Annotated in this window: 18 protein-coding genes; 8 read left to right on the top strand and 10 right to left on the bottom strand. The window is 71.3% G+C overall.

Translation table 11 applies throughout. The annotated features are described in order from the left end of the window. Positions 1-60: 60 nt before the first annotated feature. Complete coding sequence (locus AB0J97_RS24695) at positions 61-1,806, top strand: NmrA family NAD(P)-binding protein (protein WP_364092303.1); 1,746 nt, start codon at positions 61-63, stop codon at positions 1,804-1,806. Between the two features lie 16 nt (positions 1,807-1,822). Here the strand turns inward: AB0J97_RS24695 and AB0J97_RS24690 are convergent, their stop codons facing one another. From AB0J97_RS24690 to AB0J97_RS24670, 5 genes are all read right to left on the bottom strand, one after another. Continuing rightward, a complete protein-coding gene (locus AB0J97_RS24690; protein WP_364092301.1) occupies positions 1,823-2,974 on the bottom strand; it encodes a pyridoxal phosphate-dependent aminotransferase in 1,152 nt (383 codons plus the stop codon). Positions 2,975-3,127: 153 nt separating this feature from the next. Then, complete coding sequence (locus tag AB0J97_RS24685; protein ID WP_357705163.1) at positions 3,128-3,946, bottom strand: citrate/2-methylcitrate synthase; 819 nt, start codon at positions 3,944-3,946, stop codon at positions 3,128-3,130. Next, positions 3,943-4,728, bottom strand: a complete 786-nt coding sequence (locus tag AB0J97_RS24680) for a CoA-transferase (protein WP_364092299.1) — start codon at positions 4,726-4,728, stop codon at positions 3,943-3,945. Before AB0J97_RS24680 ends, AB0J97_RS24685 begins: the two co-directional genes overlap by 4 nt. Next, positions 4,725-5,621: a CoA-transferase gene (locus AB0J97_RS24675; protein ID WP_364092297.1), complete on the bottom strand. Its 897-nt coding sequence runs from the start codon at positions 5,619-5,621 to the stop codon at positions 4,725-4,727. The genes AB0J97_RS24680 and AB0J97_RS24675 overlap by 4 nt, the downstream gene beginning before the upstream one ends. Then, the gene (locus AB0J97_RS24670; RefSeq protein WP_364092295.1) at positions 5,606-7,063 is read right to left on the bottom strand and encodes an aldehyde dehydrogenase family protein; all 1,458 of its coding nucleotides are present in this window, start codon (positions 7,061-7,063) and stop codon (positions 5,606-5,608) included. Before AB0J97_RS24670 ends, AB0J97_RS24675 begins: the two co-directional genes overlap by 16 nt. A 230-nt stretch (positions 7,064-7,293) precedes the next feature. On the opposite strand from AB0J97_RS24670, the gene AB0J97_RS24665 reads away from it, so the two are divergent. Genes AB0J97_RS24665 through AB0J97_RS24650 form a run of 4 tightly spaced genes read left to right on the top strand, consistent with a single transcriptional unit; the run spans position 7,294 to position 11,112 of the window. After that, complete coding sequence (locus AB0J97_RS24665) at positions 7,294-8,379, top strand: extracellular solute-binding protein (protein WP_364092292.1); 1,086 nt, start codon at positions 7,294-7,296, stop codon at positions 8,377-8,379. Then, positions 8,376-9,275 (top strand): ABC transporter permease subunit, encoded by a 900-nt coding sequence (locus tag AB0J97_RS24660; RefSeq protein WP_364092291.1) that lies wholly within the window; start codon positions 8,376-8,378, stop codon positions 9,273-9,275. Before AB0J97_RS24665 ends, AB0J97_RS24660 begins: the two co-directional genes overlap by 4 nt. Next, on the top strand, positions 9,272-10,096 hold the full coding sequence (locus AB0J97_RS24655) for an ABC transporter permease subunit (RefSeq protein WP_364092289.1): 825 nt from the start codon (positions 9,272-9,274) through the stop codon (positions 10,094-10,096). Before AB0J97_RS24660 ends, AB0J97_RS24655 begins: the two co-directional genes overlap by 4 nt. Further along, positions 10,093-11,112: an ABC transporter ATP-binding protein gene (locus AB0J97_RS24650; protein ID WP_364092287.1), complete on the top strand. Its 1,020-nt coding sequence runs from the start codon at positions 10,093-10,095 to the stop codon at positions 11,110-11,112. Before AB0J97_RS24655 ends, AB0J97_RS24650 begins: the two co-directional genes overlap by 4 nt. A gap of 82 nt (positions 11,113-11,194) precedes the next feature. Here the strand turns inward: AB0J97_RS24650 and AB0J97_RS24645 are convergent, their stop codons facing one another. The 5 genes from AB0J97_RS24645 to AB0J97_RS24625 form a co-directional block, all read right to left on the bottom strand. Then, positions 11,195-11,647 carry a hypothetical protein gene (locus AB0J97_RS24645; protein ID WP_364092285.1) on the bottom strand — a complete coding sequence of 151 codons (453 nt, stop codon included), beginning with the start codon at positions 11,645-11,647 and terminating at the stop codon, positions 11,195-11,197. 181 nt (positions 11,648-11,828) lie between these two features. Further along, positions 11,829-13,529 (bottom strand): tetratricopeptide repeat protein, encoded by a 1,701-nt coding sequence (locus tag AB0J97_RS24640; protein WP_364092283.1) that lies wholly within the window; start codon positions 13,527-13,529, stop codon positions 11,829-11,831. Positions 13,530-13,725: 196 nt separating this feature from the next. Then, positions 13,726-14,946 (bottom strand): DMT family transporter, encoded by a 1,221-nt coding sequence (locus tag AB0J97_RS24635; protein ID WP_364092281.1) that lies wholly within the window; start codon positions 14,944-14,946, stop codon positions 13,726-13,728. Positions 14,947-15,390: 444 nt separating this feature from the next. Beyond that, positions 15,391-15,879: a GNAT family N-acetyltransferase gene (locus AB0J97_RS24630; RefSeq protein WP_364092278.1), complete on the bottom strand. Its 489-nt coding sequence runs from the start codon at positions 15,877-15,879 to the stop codon at positions 15,391-15,393. Then, entirely contained in the window at positions 15,876-17,426 is a 1,551-nt protein-coding gene (locus AB0J97_RS24625; RefSeq protein ID WP_364092276.1) for an XRE family transcriptional regulator, read from the bottom strand. The genes AB0J97_RS24630 and AB0J97_RS24625 overlap by 4 nt, the downstream gene beginning before the upstream one ends. Positions 17,427-17,698: 272 nt before the next feature. Between AB0J97_RS24625 and AB0J97_RS24620 the strand changes: the two genes are divergently transcribed. The 3 genes from AB0J97_RS24620 (at position 17,699) to AB0J97_RS24610 (ending at position 19,855) form a co-directional block, all read left to right on the top strand. Continuing rightward, positions 17,699-17,983: a hypothetical protein gene (locus AB0J97_RS24620; RefSeq protein WP_357705137.1), complete on the top strand. Its 285-nt coding sequence runs from the start codon at positions 17,699-17,701 to the stop codon at positions 17,981-17,983. 544 nt (positions 17,984-18,527) lie between these two features. Continuing rightward, positions 18,528-19,415, top strand: a complete 888-nt coding sequence (locus tag AB0J97_RS24615; RefSeq protein WP_364092274.1) for a mechanosensitive ion channel family protein — start codon at positions 18,528-18,530, stop codon at positions 19,413-19,415. Between the two features lie 59 nt (positions 19,416-19,474). Continuing rightward, positions 19,475-19,855, top strand: a complete 381-nt coding sequence (locus AB0J97_RS24610; RefSeq protein ID WP_364092272.1) for a globin — start codon at positions 19,475-19,477, stop codon at positions 19,853-19,855. Positions 19,856-19,861: the final 6 nt, after the last annotated feature.

Here is a 19,861-nt window from a genome sequence, read left to right as displayed (position 1 = left end):
GGAGCGCTCCGATATACCGTACTTAGTCGGAGCGTAGCGCTCCGACTAAGGAGGATTGTCATGCGTGCGGTGGTGCTGCGGCGGTTCGGTGGTCCCGGGTCGCTGGTCGTGGAGGAGGTGCCCGATCCCGTCGCGGGGCCGGGGCAGGTGCTGGTCGAGGTGGCGGTCGCGGGCATCACGTTCGTGGAGACGCAGGTGCGCGCCGATCGGGGGCCGCGACGGGCCGAGCTGCCCGCGATCCTGGGGAACGGGGTGGCGGGCACCGTCCTGGCGGTGGGCGAAGGCGTGGACGCGGCGCTGGTGGGAACGCGGGTGGTCACCACGCTCGGCGGCCGGGGCGGCTACGCCGAGCTGGCGGTGGCCGCCGCCGACGACCTGATCCCGCTGCCCCCGGGCCTGTCGGCGCGGGACGCCGTGGCGCTGCTGGCCGACGGGCGCACCGCCGTGGGGCTGACCCGCGCCGCCGCGCCGCGGCCCGGCGAATGGGTGCTGGTGGAGGCCGCCGGAGGCGGGGTGGGCAGCCTGCTGGTGCAGCTCGCCCGCGCCGCGGGGGCACGCGTGGTGGGCGCGGCGAGCAGCGCCGCCAAGCGCGACCTGGCCGCGCGCCTCGGGGCCGAGCTGACGGTCGACTACACCGTCCCGGGCTGGGCCGAGGAGGTACGCGCCGCGACCGGCGGCCTGGACGTCGTCTTCGACGGCGTGGGCGGCGAGGTCGGCGCCCAGGCGCAGGCGCTGCTGAAGGACGGCGGGCGGCTCAGCGCGTACGGCATGGCCGGCGGCCCGATGACCACCCCCGACCCCCGCGTGACCGCAGTGGCCTGGCCGTCGGCCGACCCGCGTGAGCTGGCCCGCGAGGCCCTGGAGCTGGCCGCCGCCGGCCGCCTGCGTCCCACGGTCGGCAACGTGCTGCCCCTGGAGTCGGCGGCCGAGGCGCACGCCGCCGTCGAGGCCCGCAAGGTCACCGGGAAGTCGCTGCTGCTGCCCGCCCGTGCCAGGACGATCCTGGTCACCGGCGCCACCGGCAACCAGGGCGGCGCGGTGGCCCGGACGCTCCTGGAACGCGGCTGGACGGTCCGCGCCCTGGTCAGGGACCCGGCCTCGCCCGCCGCCCGCGCCCTGTCCGCGCTCGGCGCCACCCTGGCGAAGGGCGACCTGGACGACCCCGCCTCCCTGCGGGCCGCCATGACGGGCGTGCACGGCGTGTTCAGCGTGCAGGCCCTCGCCCTGACCGAGGAGGAGCTGGCCCGCGAGGTGCGCCAGGGCGTCGCGGTCGCCGACCTGGCCGCCGGGCTGGGCCTGGCCCACCTGGTCTACAGCTCGGTCGGCGGCGCTGAGCGCGACACCGGCATCGAGCACTTCGCGAGCAAGTGGGCGATCGAGCGGCGCCTCGCGGAGCTGGGCCTGCGGGCCACCGTCCTGCGGCCGGTGTTCTTCATGACGAACCTGCTGTACTATGCCGAGCCCGCCGGGGACGAGCGGGTCATCGCGCTGCCGTTCCGGCGCATGCAGCTCGTCGCGCCCGAGGACATCGGCCACTTCGCGGCGGAGGCGTTCGAGCATCCCGACGAGTACGCCGGCCGGGCGCTGGAGCTCGCGGGCGACGAACGCACCGGTCCGGAGCTCGCCGAGATCTACCAGCGTGTCACCGGCACCCCCACCCGGTTCGAGCAGACCCCGACCGGCGGGGAGCGCATGTACGAGTGGTTCCTGGAAGGCGGCTACCAGGCCGACGTCGCCGCCCTCCGCGCCCGCCACTCCGGCCTGCGCACGTTCGAGGGCTTCCTGCGCGACCGCCTGGCCCGCTGAGCCCCGGTCAGTCCCGTCAGCCGAGCGCCGCCTCGAAGCGGGCCCGCAGGTCCGACAGGCGCCCGACCGGCTCGGCGCTGTAGACGAGGCGGACGTACCGGGGGGCGACGCTCTCGCCCCAGGCCGTCATGGGGGTGGCCGCGACGCGCCCGCGTTCCAGCAGGCGGGCCGACAGGTCGGCGGCGGTCAGCCCCATGGCCTCGGCGTCCACCAGGACGGACCAGCCGCCGCCCGCCCGGACCACCGGCAGCCCGTCGAGCTGCGCGACCACGGTGTCGTGGCGGGCCTGGTACTCGGCCGCCGCCTCCGCCACCCCCGCGCCGGCCGGGTCGGTGAGCGCGGCGGCGGCGCCGTACTGGTGGTAGCCGCTGGCCACGGTGGTGTTGTAGATGGTCGCGACCATGATCCGGGACATGATGTCGGCCGGGCCGGCGACCCAGCCGATCCGCCAGCCGATCATCCGGTACTCCTTCGACATGGACCCGATGATGATCGTGCGCTCGGCCAGGCCGTCCACCTGGCACGGGTTGACGCGCGGGTGGCCGTCGAAGACGATGCGCTCCATGGCGGCGTCGTATATCAGGTACGCGCCCGTACGCTCGCACACCCGCGCCACCGCCTCCCAGTCCTCCCGGTCGAACACCACGCCCGACGGCATCGACGGGCTCATCAGCAGCAGCGCCGCCGCCGCGGGCACCCGGCCGAGCGCCTCGCGGTCCAGCCGCCAGCGGCCGCCCTCCACCCGCAGCGGCACCAGGTGCGGACGCGCGCCCGACAGCCGCACGCGCTGGAGCAGCCCGGCATCGGTGGGGTCGGTGAGCACCACGGGCTCGCCCGGCTCGGTCGTGGCCAGCAGCACCGGCATCACCGCCGACGTGCCGCCCGAGGTGATGCACACCTGCCGCAACGGGTCGTAGTCGACCCCGGTACGCGCCCGCAGCTCGGCGGCGACCGCCTGGCACAACACCGGCAGGCCGGTGAACGGCAGCCAGCTGTTGCCCGTCCCCTCCTCCAGGGACCGCCTGGTCGCGGCCACCGCGACCGGCGGCGGCGGGACGTCGGTGTCCAGGTTCTCCAGGCGCAGGACGTCGGGGTCGGCCCCGGCGGCGGACGCCACCTTGTCGATGTCGAACGGCTGCACCTGCGCGAACCGGGAGTTGGGCCGCATGACTGCACCTCCACGCTTGTTCCGTATACGGAACACCACCTTGATCCTGGAGAACGCGGGTGTCAAGGGTCGGCGCGGAGGTGCCGGCGGCGGTCAGGCCAGTGATCAGGCCGGTGATCAGGCCGGTGATCAGGCCGGTGGTCAGGCCCGGGGTCAGGCCAGGGCGCGGTCGGCCGGGCCGTCGTAGTGGTCCGGGCCCTGCATCGACAGGTCCAGCGGCTGGACCATGTCGGAGTTGGTGGAGGCCCGCCAGCCCTTCTCCCTGGTCATCTCCTCGATCGAGTGCGCGCACAACGACAACGACCTGCACACGATGAACATGGCCTTGAGCTGCAACGGCTCGTACCCCATGTCGAGGCCGACGCAGCCCATCGAGCCGGGGCCGTTGATCCAGATCCGGCGGCCGAAGACGTCCTCGGTGGCGTCCTCCATCGCGCGGGCGATGCGGACGTACCGGCCGGTGACGCCCAGTTCGTCCGACAGCTCCAGCAGGCGGGCGGTACGCGGGTCGCGGATGTGCTGGGCGTGGTGGAACCCGGGCATGCGCTCGCGGCGTTCGCGCATCTCGGCCACGACCTTGGCGGCGGCCTCCTGGTCGCTCAGCCCGTCGCGCTCGGCCCGCTGCCCGACCGCGAGGAACAGCTCGGCGGGCCGGTCGGCGGTGCCGTGCAGGCGGCCGATGCCGGCGACGCCCGCCGCGACGGCCGCGTTCAGCTCGGCGCCGCCGGAGGTGGCGAAGCGCACGGTGGCCGAGGACGGCGACATGGCGTGCTCGGCCATGTTCACCAGGATCGCCTCGGTCATCCGGCCCACCTCGGGGGTCGGCAACTCGCCGCGCAGCACCAGGTGGAAGTGCTCGGCGAAGGAGATGTTGCCGGTCAGCTCGTTCACGTCGTACCCGCGCACGACGATCCGGTCCTTGTTCTTCCAGGCGATCGCCGTCTCCCAGGCGAACGGCTTCTTGTCGGTCAACGGGCTTTCCTTTCAGGGAAGTACACGCACGCCGGGTCGATCTCCTCGCGCAGCAGGCGGAGGTCCTCGGGGTCCGGCGGCACCACAATTTCCAACGAATCCCGAAATTTCGGGGTAAAGCCGGTGTTTTCTAGTACGTCCGCAACACTCGCCCCCGGCATGAGGGCCGTCACGGTCAGCGCCGAGTCCTCGGCCTCCATCACGCACAGGTCGGTGACGACCTTGACGCGCAACGGCCCGAGCCCGGCCTTGGCCCGCTCCCCCGGCCCGCCCAGGAACCCCGGGCTGGTGACGTAGTCGCAGCGGGCGGGGAAGCGCCGCCTCTCGTGGTCGGTCAGGATCACCACCTGCCGGCAGTGGCTGGCGATGTCGTTGGCCCCGCCGCTGCCGGGCAGGCGCACCCGCGAGCCGTCCGGTCTCGGGACCCAGGTGGAGTTGATGTTGGCGTACTCGTCCACCTGGGCCCCGCCGAGGAAGCCCGTACGGACCAGCCCGCGCTGGACCAGCCCGCCCAGCGCCTCGAACAACGACCCGTGCCGCGCGGCGCCGTGCATCAGCCGCGGATCGACCACGGACACCGGCGTCGGCACGACCTTCGGGAACATCACCCCCGACTCGATGACGAGCTTGGCCTCCGGCGCGTGGGTGCGCTGGGCGAGCGTGGCGGCCAGCAGCGGCAGGCCGGTGCCGACGATCACCAGGTCGCCGTCGCGGATCTGCCGGGCGCCCTCGACGACCAGCAGCTCCCTCGGCAGGGCGGCCCACTCCCCGGACGCGCTCACACCAGCCTCCTCATCTGCTCGGTCAGCCCGTCCCGGAGCGTGCCCGCCGGGTCGCGGGCCTGGAGGTGATCGTCGAAGGACGCGCCCAGGTTGGCCCCGATCCACTCGCGCAGCTCGGCGTCCCCGGCCCGGCCCAGCGCCTGGTACTCCTTGATCTCCGGCTCGGCGAAGTCGTACTCGCGGTAGACGGAGGTCGGGAAGGCGCCGAAGGGCTGGTGGACGACCGCGGTCACGTACGCCTCCGGGATCGTGACCCGCTCGGGCCGGTCGGCGAACGCCCCGGCGGGCAGCACCTCCTCGGCCGACACGATCGTGGCGCGGGCCGCCCGGACCATGTCCACCTCATGGGAGGTAACCCCCTCGATCACGACATTTCCGGAAAGATCGGCGCGGTTCGCGTGGATGATCGCCACGTCCGGCGTCATCGCCCGCAGCAGCACCACCGGCTGCCCCGTCCACGGATCGGCCGACTCCACCGCCACGCCCTCCGCCACCAGGTCGGCGAGCAGGTCGGTGCCGAGCAGGCTGCGCGTCGGCAGGAAGGGCACCCCGATGGCCCCCGCCGCGAAGCGGGTGGCCATCGCCAGGTGCGAATGATCGCCGACGCCGACCTCGCCGCGCTCGACGGCCCGGCGCCAGGCGAACAGCGTGCCGTAGCGCTCCAGGTTGCCGGTGCCCTGCTCGGTGCGGACCACCAGGCCCGCCGCGACCAGCATGTCGAGCGGCAGCGACAGGTTGCAGCCGACCACGGTCAGCCCGCCGATCCCCTGCCTGATCACCTCGTGCACCAGCGCCATCGGGCAGCGGTTGATGTTCTGGCCGCCCATCCCGACGACGGCCCCGGCGGGGACGTGCCGGGCGACGGCCTCGGCGGCCGTCAGTAACTTATGCACGCCGACCGCCACTCGGTGTAGAAGTCCCAGACCTGCGGCGAGCACTCGGGCGGGCCGAACTGCGACAACTTGGCGCCCATGTGGGGCAGGTGCGCGTACGCGCCGACGCCGGGCCGGTTGACGTGCAGCATGCCCGCCTCGAAGCGGTCCAGGGCCTCGAAGATGGTCGCCGGGTCCTGGGTGAAGATCGTGCCGCTCATGCCGTACCGGACCGAGTTGGAGATGCGCATGGCGTCGTCGAAGCCGTCGCAGTCCACCACGGACAACACCGGGCCGAAGATCTCCTCCTGGGCGATCTCGCTGTCCCAGGGCACGTCGCGCAGCACGGTCGGCTGCACGTAGCAGCCCTCGGGCACGCCCTCGGTGTGCCGCTCGCCGCCGATGGCGACCTTGGCGCCGGACTCCTGCGCGGCCTTGACCGCGTCCAGGCAGGCGCGCATGCGGGCCTCGTTCACGACCGGGCCGATCGTGGCCCCGTCCGACAGACCGGGGCCCACCTTGAGCCCGGCCACCTCGGCGACCAGCCGCGACAGGAACTCCTCCTTGACGGAACGGTCGACGATCACCCTGGACGTGGCGCTGCACCGCTGTCCCGACTGCCCGAACGCGCCGAACACGGTGGCCTTGACCGCCTTGTCCAGGTCCGCGTCCGCGAGCACCAGGACCGCGTTCTTGCCGCCCAGTTCGAGCTGGGTGCGCAGCAGCCGGGGCGCTCCGGCCTGGTGGATGGCCAGGCCCACGGGCAGCGAGCCGGTGAAGCTGATCCCGGCCACGCGCGGGTGCGTCACCAGCGCCTCGCCCGCCGCGATGTCGCCCTGGACGAGGTTGAGCACCCCGGCGGGCACGCCCGCGTCCACGAACGCCTCCACCAGCAGCGCGGAGGTCAGCGGCGTGAACGGCGACGGCTTGAGCACCGCCGCGCACCCGGCCAGCAGCGCGGGCGCGACCTTCCACATGGGGATGGCGAGGGGGAAGTTCCACGGCGTCACCAGGCCGACCACGCCGATCGGCGCTCGGAAGGTGTAGGAGAACGTGCGCGGCTCCTCGGCGGGCAGCGTCTCGCCCTTCAGCCTGCGCCCCTCGCCCGCGGTGAAGTCGAGGATGGCCAGGGCCCGCCTGACCTCGCCGCGGGCCTCCTTGATGAGCTTGCCCTGCTCGCGGGTGATCGCCTGGGCGAAGTCCTCGGCCCGCTCCTCGATCAGGCGCTCGGCGGCGCGCAGGAACTCGGCGCGCTTGATCGGCCCGAGCCCCTTCCACCCCGGCATCGCCGCGGCGGCGGCCTCCACGGCCAGCTCGACGTCCGCGCCACCGGACTCGGCGAAGTCCCCGATGTGGTCGGAGAGGTCGCCGGGGTTGATGTTCGGCCGGGTCTGCCCGCTCTCGGGGGCACGCCATTCGCCGCCGATGTGGTTGAGCAGGTAGCGACTCGGGATCGTCGCCATCGGGTTCCTTTCCGGTCAACTTCTAGTAGGGCAAAGCCTCATGGCCAGGGATGTTCCGGACAAGGGGGATTAGACCGATGCCCCCGATAGGCAGCCGTTATATGAGTCTGCCTATAGCGGCGATAGGCAAATCACACGTTGGCCGGACCGTTCCGCTGCACTAGACATGCCGGGGAAAAGACCTGCTCACGGCACTTGTCGAATTTACCGGGAATTAACCGAGGGTCCATATGAAGCATCGCACATGGGCGGTAATTGCCGCCTCATCCCTTTTCGCCCTCACCGCGTGCGGCAGTTCGGCCGGCGCCGGTGAATACGACTGGTCCGCCGCCCCGGACACCGGCAAGATCGCCGCCCAGGGCAAGGACCTGCCGACCTACGGCCTGGCCCCCGACTGGGCCAACTACGGCGAGGTCGTCAAGACGTTCTGCGCCAAGTACCAGGGCGCCTGCGCCCACAAGGACACCGACATGTCCTCCTCGGAGGAGATCGTCAAGTTCGACGCCGAGAAGGACAACCCGATCGGCACGGCCAGCGACATCGGCCTGATGTGGGGGCCGGTGGCCGAGGCCAAGGGCGTGGTGCCGGCGTACCTGCCGCCGTCGGCGGGCAGGCTCAAGGACTGGCAGAAGGGCAAGGGCGGCTGGGTAGCCACGTTCGTGGGCGCGCCCGCGTTCGTCGTCAACACCGACAAGGTGAGCAACCCGCCCAAGAGCTGGCAGGACCTGCTCAAGCCCGAGTACAAGGGCCAGATCGCCATCAAGAACCCGGCCTCGTCGGGCACCGGCCAGGCCATGGTCGTCGCCGCCGCGGTCGCCAACGGCGGCTCGGTGGACGACCTGACCCCCGCCTACACCTACTTCAAGAAGCTCAAGGACGCCGGCAACCTCAGCGACGTCAAGATGAGCGAGGAGACCCTGGAGAAGGGCGAGGCCCCCATCCAGATCAACTACGACTTCAACGGCCTGGCCCAGAAGGCCGCCCTGAAGGCCAAGAACGTCAACGTGGACGTGGTCATCCCCTCCGACGGCTCGGTCTGGTCGCCGTCCGGGATGATGATCAACAAGTACAACACCGCCAAGGGCGACTTCCTCAAGGGCCTGCTCGACTACGTGCTCTCCGACGAGGCCCAGACGCTGTTCGCCAAGTTCGGCGCCCGGCCGATCCGCGCGCTCAACGGCGACCTCCGGCTCCCCGCCGACGCCAAGGCCAACTGGCTGCCCGAGGAGTCGTACGCGCCGGTCAAGGAAATCGAGATCACGAAGGTCAATCCGGAGCAGATCGTCGCCGACTGGGAGGCGAAGGTCCTCGCGTGACGTCCCACATCACGGAGTCCGTGGCGGCTCCACCGGCCGCCCGTCGCAGGGTCCCGGGCAAGCTGTTCACCGCCTGGGGCCCGGCCCTGCCGCTGTTGCTGTTCACCCTGGCCACCCTGGTCCTGCCGGCGCTGCGGCTGCTGCACGACACCTTCGCCCTGCCCGACGGGAGCTACGGCTTCGACCACATCGTCAAGGTGGCCGGGAACCCGGTGGACCGCCAGGCCATCGGCGGCTCGCTCGCGCTCGGCCTGACCCAGGCCACGCTGGCCACCGCGCTCGGCGCGCCCGCCGCCTGGCTCATCACCCGGATGCGCCTCGGCGGCCGGGCCTTCTGGCTGTCGCTGATGAACGTCGCCTCGAACTTCGCCGGCATCGGCCTGGCCTTCGGCTTCGTCGCGCTGATCGGCTCGACCGGCATGCTGACGCTCGTGCTCAAGGGCCTGTTCGGGATCGAGGACAACCCGTTCCCCTCGCTCGGCTCCTTCAAAGGCATGAACGTCGTCTACCTGTACTTCAACATCCCGATGTTCGTGCTGCTCACCCTGCCCGCGCTGAGCGTGCTCAAGGACGACTGGCAGGAGGCCGCCGCGGTCTGCCACGCCACCAGATGGCAGTTCTGGCGGTACGTCGGCCTGCCCGTGCTCTCCCCGTTCGTGATCGCGGGCTGGCTGCTCGTCTTCACCTGGACGATCGGCGTCTACGCCGTCGCGTACGCCATCGGCTCCTCCCCCAGCGCGACCAAGCTCATCACCCTGCAGATCGGCACCACGCTGGAGTCCTCGGTGTTCGGCCTCGGCCGCGCCGCCGTGCTGTCGGTGCTGCTGATGATCCTGGCCATCGGGGCGACCCTGCTCTACCGGCTTTCGCTCAGGCGCGCTGCGAGGTGGCTGTGAGACGCCGCGTCTTCCTCGGCCTGCTGGCCGTCTACTTCGGGCTGCCGCTGCTGGCCGCCCTGCTGTACTCCGTGGCCACCCGCTGGACCGACACGCCGCTGCCCGACGGCTACACCCTGGCCCACTGGACCGGCGTGTTCGCCAAGCCGGACGTCATGGCCGCGCTCGGCCGCTCGCTCGTGCTCTCGGCGGTCGTCGTGGTGATCGAGATCGTGCTCGTCGTGCCGGCCGCGTACTGGTCGGTCGTGCACAACCCGCGCATCGGGTCGATCGTCCAGACGATCTCGGTGATCCCGTTCGCCATCCCGTGGGTGGTCGTCGGCGCGGGCCTCCAGCTCGTCACCAAGTCGGTCGCGCCCGAGCTGTTCGGCACGTTCTGGCTGCTGGCCGCCGCGACCGCGGCGATCGCGTTCCCGTTCATGTACCGGGCGGTGGAGAGCTCGCTGCTCGCGGCGGGAGCCGTGCGGCTCAGCGAGGCAGCCGCCACGTGCGGCGCCGGGCCCGCCGCCACCCTGATCAGGGTGATCCTCCCGGCGATCCGCGGCGGCGTGGTCTCCGGCGCGCTGCTGGTCATCGCGACCGCCATGAACGAGTTCGCGCTCGCCAAGATCCTCACCGGCGTCAGCTACGAGACGCTGCCGCTCTGGTCGGCCAGGCAGTTCGTCTCCCGGACGCTCGGCGACCCCAACGCGCTGGCCGTCGTCACCATCTTCACCTTCGGCCTGCTGTTCGCGCTGTCCGCGCTGGTCGTCTGGCTCGGCCGCGGCCGGGTGAGCGCGTCCATGGCCACCGCTCCGGTCCAGAAGGGCATCACTCCATGAGCCACGTCGTACTCGACCGCATCACCAAGCGCTACGCCGGCCACACCGCGCTCAACGGCGTGAGCGTCAGCGTCGAGCAGGGTGAGATGCTGGCCCTGCTCGGGCCGTCCGGCTGCGGCAAGACCACGCTGCTGCGCTGCATCGCGGGCCTGACCGGGTTCGACGGCGGGCGGCTGACGATCGGCGGCGCCGACATGGCGGGCGTGCCGGTGCGCAAGCGGCCCATCGGCATGGTCTTCCAGTCGTACGCGCTGTTCCCCAACCTCACCGTACGCGGCAACGTCGCCTTTCCCCTGACCGTCAGGAAGCGGCCGAAGGAGGAGGTCAGGGCCCGCGTGGACGAGATGCTCGACCTCGTCGGCCTCGACCACCTCGGCGACCGCCTGCCGAACCAGCTCTCCGGCGGCCAGCAGCAGCGCGTCGCCCTGGCCCGCGCGCTGTCCCCCCGCCCCGAGGTGCTGCTGCTGGACGAGCCCCTGTCCGCCCTGGACGCCCAGGTACGCCACCGCCTGCGCGACGAGGTCCGCCGCATCCAGCACCAGGTCGGCATCACCACCGTCTTCGTCACCCACGACCAGGCCGAGGCGCTGGCGATCTCGGACCGGGTCGCGGTGATGAACGCCGGCGACATCGAGCAGTGCGGACCGCCCGCCGAGATCTACACCGCCCCCTCCACCCGTTTCGCCGCCGGTTTCGTCGGCAACCGCAACACCCTGGAACTCGACGCGGTGGACGGCCGGGTCACCGCGGGCGGCGCGTTCGACGTCGAGGCGCCCGCTCCCCGCGTCCTGTGCATGTTCCGCCCCGAGGACGTCGAGCTGGCCAAGGACGGCCCGGGGGCTCGGGCGGTCGTGGACGTGACGGTGTTCCTGGGCGCGACCACCCGCGTGTACGCCCAGGCGGGCCCTTCGGTGATCTTCGCCGACCTGCCCTCCAGGGCCGCCGCCGGCCTGTCCCCCGGCGACGAGGTGCGCCTGCGGGTCGCCGCCGACCACGTCCAGGTGTTCCCCGCCTGACCGCTCCCGACGACCAGGCGCTCCGGGCCGTCACCCGCTGTTCGGTCGTCGCCCGCGTTCGGTCGTCAGCCGCGTTCGGTCGTCAGCCGCCGAGGCCGAACCAGAGCACGGCGAACACGCCGCACGGCAGGGCGGCCAGGGTCAGCGCGATCAGCACCCGCCAGCGCGGCGCGAGCCCCGGCCCGGTCACGAACGCCGCGACGGCTCCCGCCCCGGCGAAGACGACCGCGGCGCCCACGGCGTGCGCGGCGGTGGACGGCCACGACGGCAGCAGCTTCCCGGTGGCCCAGAACGCCACCGCCGCCCCGGCGGCCACCAGGGCCGCCCGCCGCGCGGGCCGCACGTCCACGCGGTCCAGCACGTACGCGGCCCCGGCCAGCATGACCAGGCTGATCGCCAGGAGGACGCCGAGGGCCGGGGCCAGGCAGTCCCAGTCGGCGCAGCCGACGCCCGCCCACGTCAGCCGGGCGGTGGCCCACCACAACACCCCCAGCGCCCCGCACACCCCCGCAGCTCGCCCAATACGCCCCGTCATACATCAATCGTCCCACCGCCAGAAGGAACAGACCGCTGCCAGGTGAAACGGGCCGCTTGCCAGGTGAACCGGCCGCCCTCAGGAGGAACGGGCCAGGCGAGCGGCCGTGGTCAGGAGGAACGGGGAAGGCGAGCGGCCGTGGTCAGGAGGAACGCGTCGCTGCCAGGCGAAGCGGCCGTGGTCAGGCGGAGCGGGTCGCGCGGAGCTCGTCGGCTTCGGCCTCGGCGGTTCGGCCCAGGGCGCGCAGGGCGACGGCGCGGTTGGCGTACAGGTCGGGCTGCCGGTCCAGCTCGACGGCCCTGCTCAGATCCGCGACCGCGCCCTCGGCGTCGCCCGCGGCGTAACGCAGCACGCCCCGGTTCCCCCAGGCGGCGGCCAGCTCGGGAGCGCGTTCCAGGGCCAGGTCAAGGGCCGCCGCGGCCTCCTCGAAGCGGCCTGCCGCCGTCTCCAGCTGGCCGAGCACGGTGAGCAGGTGCGGGTTCTCCGGCGCGCGGGCGAGCCCGGCCGTGACGTCGGCCCTGGCCTCCTCGTCCCGGTCCGCCGCCGCCAGCAGCCCGGCGCGGTTGACGTAGGCGTCCAGGTAGGCGGGGTCCAGCTCGATCACCGTGCCCAGGTCCGCCAGCGCCCCCGCCACGTCACCCCGCACGGTACGCAGCTCCGCCCGGTTGTAGTACGCCTCCGGCAGCGGCGGCCCGGCCCGCATGGCCCGTTCGTAGTCGGCCAGCGCCTCCTCGGTCAGCCCCAGCCCGAACAGCAGGTTCCCGCGCTCCAGATAGGTGTCGGGGAAGGCCGGGTCGATGGCGATGGCGGCGGTGTAGTCCTCCAGGGCCTCCTTGGGGTGGCCGAGCATGGCGAGGAGCTGGGCCCGGTTGGCCAGCAGCACCATCCGGTGCACGGGGTGCCGGTCGCCCAGCTCGGCGGCCAGCTCGATGGCCGACTCCACCAGCGACAGCGCGGCTTGCGGCCGTCCGTTCCGCAGCTCGATCAGCGCCAGGCCGTTGCGGTCGAAGCCGAGTTTGAAGGCCCGTTCCAGGGGGTCGGGCAGCAGCCCCGCGATGGCGATGGCCTCGTTGATCCAGCGCCGGGCCCGGCCCAGGTCGCGCCGCGCGGGGTCGGGGTGGCGGGCGTCGAGCATAGCCGTCCCGTACGCGGCGGCGGCGTGCACGACCGGGTCCTGGCTGGCCGCGCGTACGTGGTCCCACAGCGCCCGCGCCTCCCGGACGCGGCCGAGGCCGCCGAGCGCGGTGGCGGTGCGCTGGGCGAAGCGCCACCACCGGGCCTCCCCCGGCTCCGTACGATCCAGGCCCCGCTCGCCCAGCTCGGCCGCGGCGTGCAGGAAGCCCTCGCGCATGCAACGGTCCACCAGGGGCCACAGCTCGTCGGCGGCACGCTCGTCGGGGGGCGGCTCGGGCCCGTCGGCGTACACCAGGACGGTGAGCGTGCCGGCCGGGACGCGCCGGGTCAGGACGTCCAGGAGTTCGGTGTCGGTCGGGTCGGCGTGCGCGCCGTTGCACACCGCGAGCGTCGAGCCCGGCGGCACGGCGGCCCGGACGAACTCGGCGATCCCGTTGGCCAGCCTCAGCGTCCGGCGGGGCGCCGGCACCAGGATGCGCTCCTCGTCGGGCAGCCCCGCGTCGATGGTCATGCGCCGGGCGGGCACCTGAGCGGCCAGCTCGGGTGCGGCCGCCCGGATCTCGATGTCGTACGCCGCGACCAGCTCGGGCGACGCGCCCGGCACCAGACGGCGCAGCAGGGCGGCGCCCACGGTGTAGGGGCCGCGTGGCCGGCGATGCGCGTCCATCACCGGCATCAGCAGCCGTACGGCCCCCCATCGGGCAGGTGGCCCGCCCTGGACGCTGAGGTGGGACCTGTCCCTGGTCAACCCTTGTGGATGACGCCTGCGGTCCCTGCGAGCCTCGCGGTGCCTGGCTTACGGACGACGATGCGCTTCATGACGTGCCTCTCCGATGGGTGTGATTTCCCATTATTCGGACACTCAACCGGATATCAAGATTTATAGGGAATAGGTGGTGGTTTAACGAATAAGTAGCACCTGGCTTTTGTGCGCGTCCCGCAGCCTATTGAGACCGAAACCAATGTTCGACCGCCGCGACCCGCGTCTGTTCCGATTCCTCCATCAACGTGCACAGGCACCGCCCGACCAGCGTGACGGACTGGCAGCAGCCGGGCCCCGGCAACTTCTTGGCGCGGACGATCGCGGTCGCCCGCTCGATCAGCCGCTCCAGGCTCGGCTCGCCGCCGCCCTTCAGCGCGTGCGCGTTCCACGGGCACGACTCGACGTCCCCGCACGCGCTCTTGGCGATGAACGGCGCCGGCCCCGGCTCCAAAGGCAGCCGTTCCTCACGCTTGATCCGCAGGTCGGCCAGCACCAGTGCGGCACGGCGGGAGACCGCCAGCAGGTCGCGCCTGCCCGGCTGGTCCACTTTTCCCTTGGCGGCCCTCTCGGGCAGGGCCAGCAGCATGGCCGCGGCCATGAGCCCGCCGCCCATCACCATGCTCCAGCCCACCTGCTCGTGGAACCAGACGACCGCGATGGCGGCCACCCAGAGGGGCTGCGAGGACATCATGATCGCGCTGGGCACCGCCGGCACGTGCTTCTGCCCGTACGAGCGGGCCAGGAAGCCCAGGGCGCACGACACCACGGCCAGATGGGCGAGGATCGCCCAGTCGGGCAGGCTGGACGGCAGCGTGATCCCGCCGCGCAACGCGAAGCCCCCGGTGAGCAGCCCGATGGTGAAGAGCTGGATCGTGGTCAGCGCGTACGCCTGGAAGCGCTCGCCCTTCTTGGACAGCTCGGCGAGCATGAGCGTGTGGGCCGAGTAGAGCGCCGCGGCCGAGAGCGTGACGCCGAGCGCGAGCAGCGAGACCTCGTGGTCCTCGACCCCGCGCAGCAGCGTGAACACGGTCATCCCGGCCATGGCGAGCACCACGCCCGCCCACACCCGCCGCGGCGCCCGGCTCCTGAACATCACCAGGGCCAGGACGGGCGTGATCACCACGCTGCACCCCACGGCGAACCCTGACACCGCGGAGGGCAGGCTGTGCAGCGCGAGCGCCTGAGCGGTCTGTCCGACACCGAACAGCAGCCCCAGCACGAGCCCGTTGACCCACGTCCTGCGCGACAGCCCCCGAAGGCAGCGAGGCCGGATGAGCAGCAGCGTCAGCGCCGCGACGAGGTACCGCTCGGCCAGCAGGTCCTCGACAGGTAACCGGAGAATGAGGTCCTTCATCAGCGGGAACGCCGACCCCCAAGCGGCGCTGACGAACAACAGAAGCACGGCTCCCAAGAGGGGTCGGGGAGCGGGCACGACTGCCATGGAGCAGAGCATGCCACTACTAAGAGCATTCGCCAGGGCACGTGACGAAGCCGGTGAGGCTCCTGTTCCACTCGGAGTTAAGAGCCTCACTCGCAGGCCCGAAACATCCATACCGGCGTCGGCGAAAACTGTTCTTTCCTGCGGTTACTGCCTAGTAAGGCGAGGTTCTCACCATTCGCACGATGTGCCGGCGCGTACGCGGACCGTGCGGGCGAACCGATGCCGCACCCCGGGGCCGTCACTCTCCGCGAGCGCCGCGAGGCGGGATCGACACGCCTGAGCGTAAAAGCTCGCAGGAGCCCTGCGGGGACGGAAAGGGAGAACGAGCCAGGGCAAGCCAGGGCCCCAGGAGGGGATGGGGCGTGCCGCCGGGTCCGGAAGCGTCGGACCCTCGACGTGTGGGAGCTAGAGCTCCATGGCCGGCGCGCGCGCCAGCCGTTTCTCGCCGTAGATGACGACGAGGTCGCCCACCTGGCAGCGGGAGAGCTCACGCCAGCCCTGACGGGCGTAGAGCGCGAGGGCCGCCCCCTGGTTGAGCGTGGTGTCGCCGCGCAGGCTGCTGAAGCCGAGCTCCAAGGCGCGGTCTTCGAGGGCCGAGAGCATGGCGCCGCCGTAGCCGCGCCGCTGGAACTCGGGATGCACCCTGAGCCTGCACACCTCGGCGGTCTCCCGGTCGACGGGTTTCAGGCCGCCCATGGCGACCACCCGTGAGCCGGTCTCGCCGACGATGAAGTCACCTCCGCAGGCCAGGTAGATCTCCTGGATGCGGGGGAAGTCGTCGTCGTAGTAGACGCCGTCGCCGGGTTGGAGGCCCACCTCGGCGAGGCAGATCCGGTGTAGCGCGAGGATGGTGTCGAGATCGGACCAGCGGTACCGCCGGATCTTCAACGTCATCCACCGCTCCCTTCCTTCTGGGCCGACCTTCGACGCAACTCGGCGCTGAATTCGGCCAGCATGTGATGTTTGTCGACCTTTTTCATGATCGCCTGCTCCAGAGCGAGCGCCGGGCGGATGATGAGGTCCGTAAGGTATTCATCCCCCAAAGCGCGCAAGGCTTTCGTACCGATTTGAAGGGCTTCGTCGACGTCGCCCTCCAGGAGGCGGCACTGGGCCTGGTCGAGCCTGATCAGGGTCTGGTCGAGGATGTGGTCCTCGTACTTGCCGAGCGCCTGGTCGAGCACCACCTCGGCCTCGATGGTCTGGCCGAGCTTGGTGAGCACGTCGCCCTGGTAGAAGTAGAGCTGTTTCTCGGTGTAGCCGAAGGCCATGTCCTCCTGCTCCTCGCTCTTCATGTGCGCGAAAGCGCTCCTGGCCCTGGCCAGCGCCCGTTTGGCCTGGTCGACCACCTCTTTCTTGCTGTCGGTGCCCGAGAGCATGGCCAGGGCCCGCGCCTCGACGACCGGCGCCATCGCCTGGGCCACGCACGGAACGGTGCCCGCCAGGTCACGGCTCTTCTTGGCGAGGTTGAGGGCTTCGCGGGCGTCGCCGTAGTAGAGGGGTACGAGCGACTCCCTGGCCGTGATCCACGCCCGCAGCGCACGGTCGCCGGTCTCGTCGGCGGCGATGCGGCCGGTGCGGAAGAACGACCGGGCCAGCCGGTGGTCGCCGAGATTGATCATCACCATGCCGCTCAGGCCGGCCAGCTGCGCGGCCATGCGGCACAGCCGGTCCTGGAGGTCGATCGGCTGCCGCTGGGACAGCGCCGTACGGACCGCGCTCAGCTCCAGCAGCACGTCGCACAGCAGCCGTAGCGGGGGCGTCGTGGTGTACTGGCGGCCGAAGGCGAGCGTCGCCTCCTCCCACTGGTCGAGCATCCCGCCCGAGACGGTGGCCGAGACCAGCGTCTGGTCCATCCGCCGCCGGATGCCCTCACACGCGCCCAGCATCGCCCCGTCGAACTGCTGCTTGAACGAGACGTCGGTGTCGAGCAGATTTAACAACGTGCGCCGCAGGATGTTCTCGTCCTCCTGGGCGTCGGCCTCGACGGTCACCGGTTGCAGGACCAGGTCGCGAGGGAGCGACGCCGACCCCATGCGCTGGGTGATCTCGGCGAGCGCGCCCGGCATGCGGTGGCCGTGGCCGCAGATGCAGGGGCCGTCGAAGCCGAGCTCGATGGGCTCTACCCGGTAGACCGTGCACAGGTAGTGCAGGTATTCGGGACCCGGGCGCTTGAGCCCGCTCTCGTACGCCGACAGCAACGTCTCGCCGATGCCCGGCGGCGCCTTGGCGTCGCGCTCGAACAACGCGCGCACCTGTTCGATCACGTCCGCGAGTGCGATGCCGTAGGACAGGCGGTGCGCTTTGATGCGGGTCGTGCTGAACTGTGGTGAGCACGCTTCGTGGATCTCTTCAGCTATCTGGGCGGAGGTGCGCCCGGTGGCAAGGCCCTTGGCCCTGACCCGCCGGGCTATCTCCGTTTCCCTGTGCTGCCTGCCGGACATCCCGGCCCCTCTCCCGATGTCTCGACCCGTCAAGACTGGTGACTCAGCGTAGCCCTCAGGTAGCTCTTCGCCTAGAGATGACTATGAGGCAGTGAGGACCGTTTGAAAACGTGCTCATCAAGCCTACGGTTAAGGATCGTCCTCCGAGGGGTCGTTTCTTACAACCCACGAGGGAATAGCCACTCCCTGTGATCACCACAGTGGCGTTGCGTGTGCTGTTGACTTGAGCCATGTTTGGCCCACCAGCAACGATTCCCAGGGAGGACGAGAAGGTGACGGACGACAAGAACGGACATCTGCAGCGCCTCGTATCCGAGCTCGGCGCTCGCGGTCTGCTCGCACGAGTGGTCCAGACCCAGAGCGGCCGGCAGTTCGTACGCGTCATCAACCCGAAGGCGACGAGCCTGTCCGAGAACGTCACCTGCCGACCGGCGAACGCCTCGGACCTTCCCGACTGGTGGTACTGCTGGTCCTGGGGCGAACCCATGCACACGGCCGACGACCCGGCCGGTGCCGCGACCAAGGTCGCACGCGTGCTCGCCGCCGTGGGAGAGTGACGACGCGGTGATCCGGGTGGAGCGCAGCCACCACGGCTCACCGTCCCCACGGCGGCCTCGCGGGGCCGGCGGGACGATCGGTGCGGAGGGCGTCCGGGTTCCCGGGCCCCTGATCGTCCCGCCGGTTCCGGCTCTTTCGCGCGGGCGGGTGCCCGTGCGCGCAGGACAGCCCGGCGGGTGCCCCCGCCGGGTGCCGGGGGGATCACCTCCCCCCTTGGAACCGGAACGGGACACGCTTCCGGGTGCGTGGCCCGTCCGAGCCGTCCGTCATCGGAGCGTCCGGTCTCTCCCTCCGCGGCCCAGAGACCTGGCGACCCCGTCTTCCCCGGCGTGATGTGACGGCGGCCGGTTCGGTCAGCGGTATTTTTAGATCCAATTGGACTGATTTGCCGCTGACCGAACCGCTTCCTGAGGGGGAATCCACCCAGTGTTCCTGTTGGTGACATCGGGGCCATCACCGACGCCCGCGCCGACGGAGTCGTCGCTCGTGCAGGACTTGGACAAAGTGAGCTCGCAGATGGCGCAAGCCTGTCAAGGTGACACAGTGATCTGTGGTCCCCTGGTCGACTGGCTGGGCAACGTATCGTGGGCGCCGTTGCTGGCGAGCTTGATCACCATCGTCCTGATCCTGATCTTCGGGTTCGTCGTGCGGAACATCTCGCACCGTGTGATCACGAAGGTGGTGACCCGGGCGGCCACCGGCGGCTCGCTCGCCAACAGGTTCCGCCGCAACGCCGCCACCGACGGCATCGACGCGCTGCTGCACGAGCGCCGCAAGCAGCGGGCCGAGACCATGGGCTCGGTGCTCAAGCACATCGCCTCCATCGTCGTCCTCGGCACCGCCATCCTGACCGTGCTCGACCGGCTGACGATCCCCATCGCTCCCCTGCTGACCAGCGTCGGCATCCTGGGCGTCGCGATCGGCTTCGGCGCCCAGGAGCTGGTGAAGGACTTCATCGCCGGCATGTTCATGCTGCTGGAGGACCAGTACGGCGTGGGCGACGTGATCGACGCGGGCGCCGCCGTCGGCACCGTCGAGGCGGTCACCCTGCGCGTCACCCGGCTGCGCGACGCCGACGGCCGCGTCTGGTACGTGCGCAACGGCACGATCACCCGCGTCGGCAACGAGTCGCAGGGCTGGTCGCGGGCCTACTTCGACGTCCCGGTGGCCTACGACGCCGACATCACCGCCGTGCGCGCGGCGCTGGAGATCGTGGCCGAGGAGATCTGGGCCGACCCCGAGTTCCGCGAGAGCGTGATCGTGGAGGAGCCCCAGGTGTACGGCGTGGAGCAGCTCTCCGACAGCGCTCTGGTGTTCCGCATCACCGCCAAGACGCTGCCCTCCCACCAGGCCGAGGTCGCCCGGGAGATCCGGCTCAGGGTGAAGTCCGCCCTCGACTCGGCCGGCATCCCCATGGTCGCCCACGCATAGGCGGCGGCCCCTGCCACCTGCGGTTGGCCGCCGAACGCGGCCGACCGTAGGCTGAGAGCGTGACTGAGACCTCCTTCTACGACGCCGTAGGCGGCGAGGAGACCTTCCGCCGCCTTGTCCACCGTTTCTACGAAGGTGTCGCGGAAGACCCGCTGCTGCGGCCGCTCTACCCCGAGCCCGACCTGACGGGCGCCGAAGACCGGCTGCGTGGATTCCTGATCCAGTATTGGGGCGGCCCCAACACCTACAGCCAGGAGCGCGGCCATCCCCGGCTGCGCATGCGCCATGTGCCGTTCGTGATCGGGGAGGCCGAGCGCGACGCCTGGCTGCGGCACATGCGTGACGCGGTCGACTCGCTCGACCTGCCCGAGGAGCAGGCGACCCGACTTTGGGACTATCTGGTGTACGCGGCCCACAGTTTGGTGAACTCGCCGACATAGCGGGCA

This window comes from Nonomuraea sp. NPDC049607 (assembly GCF_040675375.1).
GTDB lineage: Bacteria > Actinomycetota > Actinomycetes > Streptosporangiales > Streptosporangiaceae > Nonomuraea.
Note: the sequence above shows the minus strand (reverse complement) of the source record. Positions and strands in the feature narration are given on the sequence as shown.